This is a genomic window from Serratia sp. NA_13 (genome assembly GCF_052691735.1).
This window is the reverse complement of record NZ_JBQZFV010000011.1, coordinates 118,087-131,227: the sequence shown is the minus strand read 5'-3', so window position 1 is coordinate 131,227 and position 13,141 is coordinate 118,087. Positions and strand designations below refer to the sequence as shown.

General features: G+C 58.0%; 7 protein-coding genes. All 7 read left to right on the top strand.

Annotation, left to right across the window (positions count from 1 at the left end; translation table 11 throughout):
* The first annotated feature begins 137 nt into the window (after positions 1-137).
* The 7 genes from bcsR to hmsP all read left to right on the top strand — a co-directional run bounded on the left by bcsR (position 138) and on the right by hmsP (position 12,905).
* Positions 138-329 carry a cellulose biosynthesis protein BcsR gene (bcsR, locus tag ACUTSU_RS15985; RefSeq protein WP_318430272.1) on the top strand — a complete coding sequence of 64 codons (192 nt, stop codon included), beginning with the start codon at positions 138-140 and terminating at the stop codon, positions 327-329.
* A gap of 3 nt (positions 330-332) precedes the next feature.
* Entirely contained in the window at positions 333-1,070 is a 738-nt protein-coding gene (bcsQ, locus tag ACUTSU_RS15980; protein WP_445652235.1) for a cellulose biosynthesis protein BcsQ, read from the top strand.
* Entirely contained in the window at positions 1,067-3,670 is a 2,604-nt protein-coding gene (gene bcsA, locus ACUTSU_RS15975) for a UDP-forming cellulose synthase catalytic subunit (RefSeq protein WP_445654385.1), read from the top strand. Before bcsQ ends, bcsA begins: the two co-directional genes overlap by 4 nt.
* Before the next feature lie 55 nt (positions 3,671-3,725).
* Positions 3,726-6,035 carry a cellulose biosynthesis cyclic di-GMP-binding regulatory protein BcsB gene (bcsB, locus tag ACUTSU_RS15970; RefSeq protein WP_445654384.1) on the top strand — a complete coding sequence of 770 codons (2,310 nt, stop codon included), beginning with the start codon at positions 3,726-3,728 and terminating at the stop codon, positions 6,033-6,035.
* A gap of 5 nt (positions 6,036-6,040) precedes the next feature.
* Positions 6,041-7,153 carry a cellulose synthase complex periplasmic endoglucanase BcsZ gene (bcsZ, locus tag ACUTSU_RS15965; protein ID WP_445654383.1) on the top strand — a complete coding sequence of 371 codons (1,113 nt, stop codon included), beginning with the start codon at positions 6,041-6,043 and terminating at the stop codon, positions 7,151-7,153.
* Entirely contained in the window at positions 7,135-10,608 is a 3,474-nt protein-coding gene (bcsC, locus tag ACUTSU_RS15960) for a cellulose synthase complex outer membrane protein BcsC (protein WP_445652231.1), read from the top strand. Before bcsZ ends, bcsC begins: the two co-directional genes overlap by 19 nt.
* A gap of 290 nt (positions 10,609-10,898) precedes the next feature.
* A complete protein-coding gene (hmsP, locus tag ACUTSU_RS15955; RefSeq protein ID WP_445654382.1) occupies positions 10,899-12,905 on the top strand; it encodes a biofilm formation regulator HmsP in 2,007 nt (668 codons plus the stop codon).
* The last annotated feature ends 236 nt before the right edge of the window (positions 12,906-13,141 follow it).

The following is a 13,141-nucleotide window of genomic DNA, read 5'->3' as shown; positions in this document are numbered from 1 at the left end:
CATATTATCATTGGGATCAATAATAACAAATCTTACATTATGTGTAATAATATCTTTTAGAAATCATCTTATTGTCCATTTTTTTTTATTACGTTGCTATAGTTAATTAACATTAGTCTATTTTTAAAGGCGGCAGAATGAATAATCAATTAACGCGATTTCATGCAGTAGTACCGCCAGAAACACAGGATGATCTGCTGGCCCTCAGTCATGCATTTTCCTTACCCAAATTAAGTTATATCGATATTTCGCGTCAGGAGCGTTTAACGCAGATGATGACTCGCTGGCCACTGCTGGCCGAACTTGTGCAGACCACGGGGAGCCAGTAATTTATGCCAGTGATTGCGCTGCAGGGTTTGCGAGGCGGGATGGGCACAACGTCGGTCACCGCGGCGCTTGCGTGGGCATTACAGCAGTTGGGCGAGTCGGTGCTGGCCGTCGATTTCGCGCCGGATAACCAGCTGCGTCTGCATTTTAATACGCCGTTTGAGCTGGCGCGCGGCTGGGCCAGAGCGGAGCAGGATGGCGGCGAATGGCAGCAGGGCGCAATGCACTACTGCGAAAACCTCGACTTTCTCCCCTTTGGCCGACTCACCGCGGCAGGGCGGTTAAGTTTACAACAATATTGCCGGCAACATCCTAACCACTGGCAGGAGAATCTGGCGCAGCTAAGCGCCAGTGCTCAGTACAACTGGATCCTGCTGGATTTACCGGCGGATGACCCACTGTTGGCCGCGCAGGCACTGCCGTTGGCGGACTCTGTGTTTATACTGATCGCCCCAGACGCTAACTGCCAGGTGCGGTTGCATCAACAGGCATTGCCGGAAGGCTGCCGTTTCCTGATTAACCACTATTTCGCTGCCAGCCAGCTCCAGCAGGATTTGCATCAGCTATGGTTGCAAACCCTGGGCGGGCTGTTGCCGGTGGTTATCCACCGTGATGAGGCGATGGCCGAGGCGCTGGCGGTCAAGCAGCCGCTGGGCGAGTACCGACCGGAAAGCCTGGCCGCAGATGAAGTGTTGACGTTGGCAAACTGGTGTCTGATCAACCTGAAGGATACGGCCCCATGAGCCGGGTGATGAGCCTGCTGCTGGTGCCGCCTGTCCAACAGGCGGTGCAGACGCGTTATCGCGCTTACCGCCGGCATGGCTCTTCGGCCTTTACCGCCTTTTTCACTACGCTGTTGGTGGCGTTGGGCTGGATTTTTCTGCGCTTTGAATCCCCGGGCTGGCAACGGCTACGGGTCGGTCGTGCCTATTGGTTTCCGCATCTGTCGTTTAGCCGCCCGCGGCCGGCGGATGTGCTGCGTTATCTGTTGCAGGGACTGTGGCTGTTGGTGTTCCGTACCGATCGTGAACCGCTGATTAGCCCTCGTTTTGCTGGTTGGCAGCGCCTGCAATTACGCTACGCCAATTGGCTGAAGACGGTGCCACAGCGGCTGGAAAATACCGGGCTGGAGCAGCGCTCGGTAGCACGGCTGAGCCGGATGAACCGGCGTGTGCGCCGCGTGCTGTTTATTCTTGTCGGTGTATTGGCGGCAATCCTGGCGATCCTGTGTATTTCACAGCCGTTCGACCTGCCAGCGCAGTTTGTGTTTGTGCTGTTGTTGTGGGGCATCGCCATGGTGGTGCGCCGGGTGCCGGGCCGCCTGCCAGCGCTGATGCTGATCGTGCTGTCGTTGACCGTGTCCTGCCGCTACCTGTGGTGGCGCTATACCGCCACGCTGAACTGGGACGATCCGCTAAGTCTGACCTGTGGTCTGCTGTTGCTGGTGGCGGAAACCTATGCCTGGGTGGTACTGGTACTGGGTTATTTCCAGACCGTCTGGCCGCTTAACCGCCAGCCGGTACCTATGCCCGCCGACAGTTCGACCTGGCCGACCATCGATCTACTGGTTCCCACCTATAACGAAGACCTGGAGGTAGTGAAGCCTACTATCTACGCTGCATTGGGTATCGACTGGCCGAAAGAGAAAGTCACCATTTACATTCTCGACGACGGCAACCGGCCTGAATTCAAGGCCTTCGCCGAAGAGGTGGGGGTGAAATATATTGCCCGACCCACCCATGAACACGCCAAGGCCGGTAACATCAATAACGCCTTGAAGCAGGCTACCGGTGAGTTTGTGGCGATTTTCGACTGCGACCACGTGCCGACGCGCTCTTTCCTGCAATTGACTATGGGCTGGTTCTTCAAAGACAAAAAGCTGGCGATGCTACAGACTCCGCATCACTTCTTCTCGCCGGATCCATTTGAACGCAACCTCGGTCGTTTTCGTCAGACGCCGAACGAAGGCACGCTGTTCTATGGTCTGGTGCAGGATGGCAACGATATGTGGGACGCGACTTTCTTCTGCGGCTCCTGCGCTATCTTACGGCGCAGCGCGCTGGATGAAATCGGCGGTATTGCGGTGGAAACCGTTACCGAAGATGCCCACACCTCGCTGCGTTTGCACCGTCGTGGGCATACTTCGGCCTATATCCGTATCCCGCAGGCGGCGGGGTTGGCGACCGAAAGCCTGTCGGCGCACATTGGCCAGCGTATTCGCTGGGCGCGGGGCATGGTGCAGATCTTCCGACTGGATAACCCGTTGTTCGGCAAGGGGCTGAAACTGGCGCAGCGGTTGTGTTATGCCAACGCCATGCTGCACTTCCTTTCCGGCATTCCGCGGCTGATCTTCCTCACCGCACCTTTGGCCTTCCTGCTGTTGCACGCCTATATCATCTTTGCTCCGGCACTGGCGATCGCGCTGTATGTGCTGCCGCATATGATCCACGCCAGCCTGACCAACTCGCGCATTCAGGGTAAATACCGCCACTCTTTCTGGAGCGAGATCTACGAGACGGTGCTGGCCTGGTACATCGCCCGGCCGACCACGGTGGCGCTGTTTAATCCGCACAAGGGCAAATTCAACGTGACCGCCAAAGGCGGGCTGGTGGGGGAAGAGCATGTCGACTGGGTGATTACCCGGCCCTATATGTTCCTGGTGATATTGAACCTGGCCGGGTTGGTGTTCGGTGTCTGGCGTCTGGGTTACGGCCCGACGGACGAAGTGATGACGGTGATCATCAGCCTGGTGTGGGTGTTGTACAACATGACCATTCTCGGTGGCGCGGTGGCGGTGGCGGTAGAGGCCAAGCAGGTTCGCCAGGCGCACCGGGTGGAGATTGCCATGCCGGCCGCCATTGCTCGTGCCGACGGCCATCTGTTCCCCTGCACGCTGCGTGATTATTCCGACGGTGGGGTGGGGATTGAGATGCGCGTGGAGGATGCGCTCAAAGATGGTGACAAGGTGTCGCTGCTGCTCAAGCGCGGCCAGCAGGAATACAGCTTCCCGTGCGTGGTGACGCGCGCTTTCGGCAGCAAGGTGGGCATCCGCATGGTTGGCCTCAGCACCCGTGAACATATTGATTTTATTCAGTGCACCTTTGCCCGTGCCGATACCTGGGCGTTGTGGCAGGACGGCTTCCCTGAAGATAAACCGATCGAAAGCCTGCGCGACGTTCTGGCGTTGGGCTTCCGGGGTTATATACGTATGGCGGATTATGCACCGCCGTTGGTGCGCCGCTTGCTGGTTGGAACCACGACGCTGATTGGCTGGATAGCGTCATTTATCCCGCACGGCGTCGGCAGGGCTCCGGCCTTCAGCCAAAAAGAGACAGTGGTATAGGCAAACCGCCTGCTTACTCGCCTGGCTCCCAGGCTCTAACATTGATGATGATACGATGACGAGAAAAATAACCTGGTTTACCGCCCTGGCCTTAGGCATCAGCACCCTGTCTCAGGCTGAAACTGCCACCGCGCCGACCGTTGCCGCACAACCGCCGCTGGCGGTGCCTGCCGACGCAGTGGTGACGACACCCATGAGATCGGTCGTGCCGGAGGATCCGAATGCGCCGGTGCGTGACGTGCAATTGCAGTTTGCCAAAATTGCGCCGCCACCGGGCACCTTTACCCTGCGTGGCACCCGGCCGGATGGCCAGGTCGAATTCGGTGTGCGCAGCGATGAAGTGGTGTCGCAGGCGATGCTCGATCTGGAATTCACCCCGTCACCTTCGCTGATCCCGGTGGAGTCACACGTCAAGGTGTACCTCAATGACGAACTGATGGGCGTGACCACCCTCGCCAAAGAGCAGCTCGGCAAACCCAATCGTATCCAGATGGCGATCGATCCGCGCTATATCACCGATTTTAACCGTGTGCGGTTGGTGTTCGTTGGCCATTACCAGAACATTTGTGAAAACCCGGCAAACACCACGCTGTGGCTCGAAGTCAGCAAATCCAGTTCGTTGAATCTACGCTACCAAACCCTGCCGGTGAAAAACGAGCTTTCGCATTTCCCGGAGCCTTTCTTTGACAGTCGCGACAACCGACCGCTGACCCTGCCAATGGTGTTTGCCGGTCAGCCCGATGTCACCCAGCAGCGGGCTGCGGGCATTCTGGCCTCGTGGTTCGGCAGCAAAGCTCAGTGGCGCGGCCAGTCGTTCCCGACGCTGTATAACAAGCTGCCGGAACAGCATGCCATCGTCTTTGCCACCAACAAGCAGCGCCCGGACTTCCTGCGCGATTATCCGCCGGTCAACGGCCCGACGGTGGAGATGATCAGCCATCCGGATAATCCCTACATCAAACTGCTGCTGGTGCAGGGGCGTGATGACAACGACCTGATCACCGCCGTGAAAGGCATTGCGCAGGGTAACATCCTGTTCCGCGGTCAGAACGTCACGGTGGATAAGGTCGAACAACTGGCGCCGCGCCAGCCGTACGACGCGCCGAACTGGGTGCGTACCGACAGGCCGATGACCTTTGCCGAGCTGCAACAGTACGCTGAACAACTGCAGACCAGCGGCATCGAGCCTGGCCCGATCTCGCTGACCATGAACCTGCCGCCGGACCTGTTCCTGATCCGCAGTACCGGCATTGATATGCATCTGAAATATCGTTACACCGCGCCGCGCATTCAGGACGGCTCGCGCCTGAGCGTCAGCCTGAACAACCAGTTTGTGCAGGCCTATTCGCTGGTGCCGGAGCACGAACAGGGTACCCAACTGTTGCATTTGCCACTGACCCAGGGGCTGATCGATTCCGACAAGAGCGTCAATATTCCGGCGCTGCGGCTGGGTGCCAGCAACCAGATGCGTTTCGACTTTGATTACACCACGCTGCTGGCCAGTGGGGCGGAAGGGCGTTGCGAGACGTATTCCTTCACCCAAAACCACGCAATCATCGACGGTTCATCGACCATTGATTTCTCCGGGTACCGTCACTTTATGGCGATGCCGGACCTGCGCGCCTTCGCCAATGCCGGTTTCCCGTTCAGCCGTTTGGCTGATTTGTCGCAAACGCTGGTGCTGGTGAACAAGCAGCCACAGCCACCGCAGGTTAGCGCACTGCTGAACGCGATGGGCGTTATCGGCGCCCAGACCGGTTATCCGGCGCTGGCGGTGACGGTGAGTGACGACTGGTCGCAAGCCAAACAGCGTGACGCCGATATTCTGATGATCGGCACTATTCCGCCGGAACTGCGGGACGACAAAAAAATCAACCTGCTGGTCGATGCCACCCAAAGCTGGGTGAAAGTGCCGACGCGGCAGTTGGCGCTGCCGACAATGGATGTATTGCCGGAGGACACCAAACCCGACAACCAGACCACCATCAGTTCCGAAGGCGCGATGTCGGCGATTGTCGGCGTGCAGTCACCGTTTAACAGTCAGCGCAGCATCGTGGCATTGCTGGCCGACAGCCCGCGAGGCTACGACCTGCTCAACGATGCACTGCTGGACAGTGGCAAGCGTGCGGCGGTGTTTGGTTCGGTGGCGGTGATCCGGGAATCGGGGGTGAACAGCCTGCGCGTGGGCGACGTTTATTATGTCGGTCACCTGCCGTGGTGGGAGCGTATCTGGCATGCGCTGTCGACTCACCCGATGCTGTTGGCGGTGATTGCGGTAGTGGTGGTGGTGGTTCTGGCGCTGATGCTGTGGCGTGGCCTGAAGGCCTTCAGTCGTCGCCGTCTGTCGCCTGAAGATCGGGATTAATCGCTATGCCTGCGGTATTGAAGCGTCTGACATTCGGCATGTTGCTACTGTGCTCATTCAGCGCGGTAGCCACCTGCGAGTGGCCTGCCTGGCAACAGTACAAACAGTTTTATATCAGCGAGCAGGGGCGGGTGATCGACCCGAGTAGCCCGAACCGTATTACTACCTCGGAAGGCCAGAGTTATGGCCTGTTCTTCGCGCTGGTGGCCAACGATCGGCCTGCTTTCGACCAACTGCTGGCGTGGACGGAAAATAATCTGGCAGCGGGCGATCTCAGCGCCCATTTGCCGGCCTGGCTATGGGGTGAGGACGATAAAAAACAGTGGACGGTGCTGGACAGCAATTCGGCCTCCGATTCCGACTTGTGGATTGCCTATAACCTGTTGGAGGCCGGACGCCTGTGGAAAAGTCGTCGCTATCAGACCCTGGGTACCTTGCTGTTGCAGCGTATTGCCCGTGAAGAAGTGACTGATATTCCCGGTCTGGGGCTGATGCTGTTACCGGGTAAGGTGGGGTTTGTGGCGGAAGATCGCTGGCGGCTCAATCCAAGCTACCTGCCGCCGCAACTGTTGGTGCGTTTTGCCGCGTTGAACGGTCCGTGGCGTGCGATGCAGCAGACCAATCAACGGCTATGGCTGGAAACTGCCCCCCACGGCTTCTTGCCGGACTGGGTAGTGTGGCAGGCCGGAAAAGGCTGGCAGCCGGACACCGTCAAACCGAACATCGGCAGCTATGACGCCATCCGGGCCTATTTGTGGGCCGGTATGCTGGCAGACGACGATCAACACAAGGCGGCGCTGCTCAAAAAGTTGCAACCTATGGCACAGCTCACCGTTCAACAGGGCGTACCGCCGGAGAAAACCGACACCGCCAACGGCAAAACCACGGGTGACGGCCCGGTGGGTTTCTCTGCCTCGATACTGCCGATGCTGGCCAATCAACCCGAGGCGTTGCAGGTACAGCGCCAACGTATTAAGCAAAACCCGCCGGGCGACACCGCCTATTTCAGCGCCTCGCTGGCGCTGTTCGGCCAGGGATGGGATCAACAACGTTATCGTTTTAATCGGCAGGGTGAACTTCAACCCTCTTGGGGCGGCCAATGCGTAACTTCCGAATAAACTGGCTGGGTCTGGTGCCTTTAAGTCTGGCGATATTGCCACAGGCGCAGGGGGCAGAAACCGTTGCGCCGGAACAATGGCTGCTGGAGCAGGTGCGCGTTGGCGAGGCCGGCAATAAAGATGAGCTGGTTCGCCAATCGCTCTATCGGCTTGAGCTGATGGATCCGAACAACCCGGAGGTGATTTCAGCGCGTATGCGCCTGGCGTTACGCCAGGGGAATCAGGCGTTGGCGCAGCAGCAGCTGGATAAGCTGAAAAAGATTGCGCCGCAGTCCAGCGCCTATCGCCAGGCGGAAATGAATATGTTGCTGACCCAGCCGGAAACCCGCCAAAAGCTGCAGCAGGCGCGGTTGATGGCGACTGCGGGTCGTTTGCCGGAGGCCAAGGCGCAGTATGATGCCCTGTTCCACGGGGATCCGCCGACGCTTGAACTGGCGGTGGAATACTGGCGACTGGTGGCACGGCTGCCGGGGCAGGAAGCGGCGGCACTGAAAAAACTGCAGGCGCTGGATCAACAATATTCCGGCAACGTGCCGCTGCGCATGTCGCTGGCGCGGATGCTGTTTAGTCAGGATCGTGACGCGCAGGCCTATGATTTGCTGCAGAAAGTGGCGGCCGACCCGGTCGGGCGCGGGGAGGCGGCCGATCTGTGGCTGGAGAAAGTGAAAGCCATGCCGGTCAGCCCGCAAAGCGTGGCGGCCCTTAACCGTTTTCTCGGGGTGTTTGAAACCGGCGATCAGGCGGTCAGCGCCCGGCAAGAGCTGGCCCGGCAGCAGGCGTTGTTGTCGGATCCGGCCTATCAGGCACGGGTGCGTGGGTTGGCGCAGGTCGACAAGGGCGGCAGCCGTGCCGCCATTCCCGAACTGAAGAAAGCGCTGGCGGCTTCCCCCAATGATGCCGAAGTGCTGGGCGCGCTCGGGCAGGCTTACTCCCGCGCCGGTAATCGGCCGCAGGCCTTGAGCCTGTTCCGCCAGGCATTGCAGGCCGACAAAAGCGGTTATGGCAGCAGTAAATGGCAGAGTCTGATCAAGAGCAACAGCTATTGGCTGGCGGTCGACGAAGGTGACAAGGCGTTGAAAGCCGGCAATCTGGCACTGGCCCAGCAAAAATACCAACAGGCACGGCAATTCGACAACACCGACAGCAGTGCGGTGATCGGCTTGGGTGATGTTGCGGTCGCGCGTAAAGATGACGCTGCCGCCGAACGTTTTTATCAGCAGGCATTACGGCTGGATCCGGGCAGCGGTAGTGCGGTGCGTGGCCTGGTGAATATTTACCAACGGCAATCGCCGGAAAAGGCGCTGGCCTATCTCAACGGCCTGCCGCGCAGCCAGCAAAACAAAATGAGCAAGACGCTCGAGGGTTTGCAGCTCGATATGCTCAAGCAGCAGGCCGAGCAGCTGGTACAGCAGCAGCAGTGGCATCAGGCGGCGGAAAAATACCGTCGCGCCCAGCAGATGGACCCCGATGATGTCTGGTTGACCTATCACTACGCGCAAACGCTGCGTCAGGCTGGGCAGCCACAGCAGGCGGATGCCCTGTTCGCTCGGTTGGCGCAAAAACAGCATGATAATCCACAGTTAGCCTATGCCTATGCGCTGTATCTTTCCAGCAGCGATCGCGACCCGCAGGCGCTCGCACAGTTGAATGCCTTGCCCAGCGCACAGTGGAACGACAATATGCGCGAACTGGCGCAGCGCTTGAAAATGCAGGCGACCCTGGAGCATGCCGAGCAGTTACGCGCCGCGGGTGACGAGCCGGGCGCGGTGGCTTACCTGCGTCGGCAGTCGGCGGATACCCGTATCGATCTCCAGTTGGCCGATTGGGCGCTGGTACGCGGTGATTATGACGCTGCACTGGCTGACTATCAGCGGGTGCGGACACGCGAACCGAATAACCCGGATGCGCGGCTGGGCGAAATCGAGGCCTATGTGGCGCAGGGCAAGCTGAGCGAAGCACGCCAACAGCTGCAAACTAAAACGCCGGAGCCGACACCATCAGCTAACAGCGAGCGACGGGAGGCTAACGCCTGGTCTGCCGTTGGCGAACCGCAAAAAGCCACCGATATCTTTACCCGGCTAAAAACCGCCGCCCAACCAGAGCCGGCAAGCCAGTCGAAGGCGTTGATTTACCGTGATGCGGCGCGGCTCGAGCGCGACCAGCTACAACCGGCGCTGGCGCAACAGGATTACAAACAGGCGATGGTGGCCAGCGGCATTGCGCCAGACGTGCCGCAGGATAACGACAGTTATACCTATCTGACACGCAACAATCCGGGTGACGACTGGCTCAAGCGGGGTATTCGCTCGGATGCGGCAGATTTGTACCGCCAGCAGGATGTTAACGTCACGCTCGATCACGATTATTGGGGCTCGAGCGGTACCGGTGGTATCTCCGATTACAAAGCGCATGACACCATGCTGCAGGTGGATATGCCGCTGTACGACGGGCGGGCATTTTTCCGTTCCGATACCGTGCAGTTGGATGCCGGCAGTTTCTCTACCGACGGCAGTGGCAAATATTACGAGACCTTTGGCACCTGTAATACTCAGGGTTGTAGCGGCGACGAACATCAGAAAACTACCGGCACCAGCGTGGCGGTTGGCTGGCAGAACGATCGCTGGTCAGGGGACATCGGCACCACGCCGATGGGTTTTGAGGTGGTCGACTGGGTAGGCGGGTTGGCCTACAGCAATGACTGGAACCACATTGGCTGGACGTTGGCGGCTTCGCGTCGACCGATTTCCAGCTCATTGCTGGCGTTTGGTGGCACCAAAGATCCGAACACCGGCACCACCTGGGGCGGCGTACGCGCCACCGGGGTCAGTCTGAGCGGCAGCTACGATCGTGGCGAGGCTCATGGCGTCTGGGCCGATCTCAGCGCGCATCAGTTGACCGGTAAAAACGTTGAGGATAACCAACGTGAACGCTTTATGGCCGGTTATTATTACAAGCTGGTCAATGAAGATAATCGCCGCGTCACCGTCGGGCTGAACACCATGCTGTGGCACTATCAGAAGGATTTAAGTGGTTACTCTCTCGGCCAGGGGGGCTATTACAGTCCGCAGCAATATATGTCGCTGGCGGTGCCGGTCAATTATCGCCAGCGGACCGAGAACTGGTCATGGGAGCTGGGTGGGTCGGTGTCGTTGTCCCATTCGAAAACCAACAGTCAGCAACGTTATCCGCTGCAGGGGCTGATCCCGGATTCGCTGCCGGACAAGTTTGCGGTAGAAGACGGCAGTTCCTCTTCCGGTGTCGGTTATACCCTGCGGGCGATTGTCGAGCGACGCCTCAGTTCACACTGGACGCTGGGTGCCGGGTTCGATATCCAGCAGGCGAAAGACTATACGCCGAGCCACGCATTGATTTATCTGCGCTATTCGATGGCCGGTTGGCAAGGCGACCTGGATTTACCGCCGCAGCCGCTGACGCCATACGCCGATTTCAAGTAACCCAACTCAGGTAGATTCAGAGTGTCGGCACAGGGTAGTTTTGCTACCCTGTGTGAGTTTGGTATGTAGCCTGAGATATCCGGGCCTGGTGCACCGAGGTGCGCTATCACTAATAACCGGCTTCGCAAGCCGCGTTTCATTAGGAAAAGACTGAAACCCGCGGTTTTCTAGGTTTTGTCCTGGGTATGGCCAGATAAAAACATCTGACGATCGAGTATACTCAGACCGGTATGAGGGATGGGTATTATTCATCCCTTTTTTATTTCAGCCCGAATTAGCGGAGAGCAGGTTTGCGGGTCAGGCGTTCATTAACGATTAAACAGATGGCAACGGTTTCCGGCGTGGCGCTGGTGACAATCTGTATCTTTATCGTGATCCAGTTATTCCATTTTGTGCAGCAGCGCAGGGATGACTATGCCCAGCAACTGGAAAATATTGCTTATTCCGTACGCCAGCCGCTGGCGGAGGCCGTGCTGCGCATGGACGTGCCGGAAACCAAGCGGGTGCTGAACACCCTGCTGCCGGTAGGTATCCTGAGCCGGGCGGATATCGTACTGCCGAACGAATTCCAGGCATTGCACGCCAATTTTCCGCCAGAGCGCCCGGTACCGACGCTGATTGCTCGCCTGTTCGAGCTGCCAATCCAGATTTCCGTGCCGCTCTATTCGCTGGAGCGCGTGCCGACCAACCCGCAGCCGCTGGCTTATCTGGTGCTGCAGGCCGATTCGTTCCGCATGTACCAATTCATTCTCAGCATTCTGTCGACCATGTTATCGACCTACTTGCTGTTGGCGTTGATTCTGTCGGTTTCTATCAGCTGGTGTATGAACCGATTGATGGTGCATCCGTTACGCGCGATGGCCAAAGAGCTGGAAAATATTTCCCAGGAAGAAGCGCCTTACCATCAATTGATGCTGCCGGCGTTACACCAGGACGACGAACTGGGGTTGTTGGTGCGCAATTACAACCGCAATCAGCAGCGGCTGGCCAAAGCCTATGCCGAAATGAGCCGTATGAGCACCCATCATCCGGTTACCGAGCTGCCGAATCAGGCGCTGTTTACCGCGCTGCTGGAGCAGCATATTGCTTCCAGCCTGCGGCCTGAGCGTTTTAACTTGCTGGTTATCGGCATCGAAACCTTACATGAGGCCTCCGGTGTGCTCAACCCGGCAATGCGTGAGGCGCTGCTGTTGACGTTGGTGAAAAAACTGCGTGAGTGCATCGATGAAAACGGCGTGCTGGCGCAACTGAGCAAAACCGAGTTTGCCATTCTGGCTAAAGGTGTTGAGCGGCCGTTCCACGCCATGCAATTGGCGCGGCGTATCATGGCAGAGATTAATGCGCCGCTGAGCTTGCAGGACATGCCGCTGCGACCCAACGCCAGCATCGGTATCGCCCATTCTCTTAATCCGGGGGAAAGCGCGGAACAGCTACTGCGCAGTGCTACCTCGGCGATGATGTCGGCGCATCGTGAAGGTAAAAATCAGGTGTTGTTCTTCGAGCCAAGCCTGACGGAGCGTACGCAGAAACGACTGACGCAGGAAAGTGAAATCCTGCAAGCCATCGAGCAACGCCGTTTCACCCTGTTTTTACAGCCGCAGGTCGAGATGCAGTCCAACGCGGTGATCGGTGCCGAAGCCCTGCTGCGCTGGCAGCAGTACGACGGCAGCTTTACCCTGCCGGCCGAGGTCATTCCATTAGCCGAAGAGCTGGGTGTGATTGTGCCGCTCGGCAACTGGGTACTGGAAGAGGCTTGCCTGATCCTGGCGGATTGGCAGGCCCGGGGCATTACGCTGCCGCTGGCGGTCAATGTCTCCCCGATCCAGATGAAGCATGAAGATTTTATTCCACATCTTAAGAGCCTGCTGGCGCAGTATCAGATTGACCCGTGTAAATTGCTGCTGGAAATTACCGAAACGGTGCGTATTGACGATCTCGACCGTGCATTGGCGTTGTTCCGGGAGTTGCACGGCTTGGGGCTTTCCATTGCGCTGGACGATTTTGGCATGGGGTATTCCAGTCTTAATTACCTTAACCGGTTGAAATGCCTGCCGATCGATTTGATTAAAATCGACAAGAGCTTTATTCAGGGCCTGCCGACGGACGACGCCATAGTGCGTATTGTCAGTTCGATTTCTGAGGTGCTGGCGCTGCCGGTGATGGCCGAAGGCGTCGAAAATGACGAGCAACGTGACTGGCTGTTGCAGCACGGCATTCACAGCGGTCAGGGGTTCCTGTTTTCTCGCCCGCTGCCGCGCAGTGAGTTTGAAGCCGAGTTTTGCCGGCCTTCGGCCTGATCCGCCTTTTGCCTTCCGTCTGGGCGACATCCGCGTCGCCCGCTAAGCCCGCCCGAAAACCGCCAGTGGTTCCTACCCCTTTTGAGTTAATGCAAACAATGGGTTACGCAATTTACAGCCTTGCATTCGAGCTGGCGCGTTTCAGCTCTTAAATTCGTATCAACATGTATCTATTGGTGCAACAAATTATTTCCATGTTGTTAGGTGGGTGTTATTTTCCGCGCAAGCGATGAACA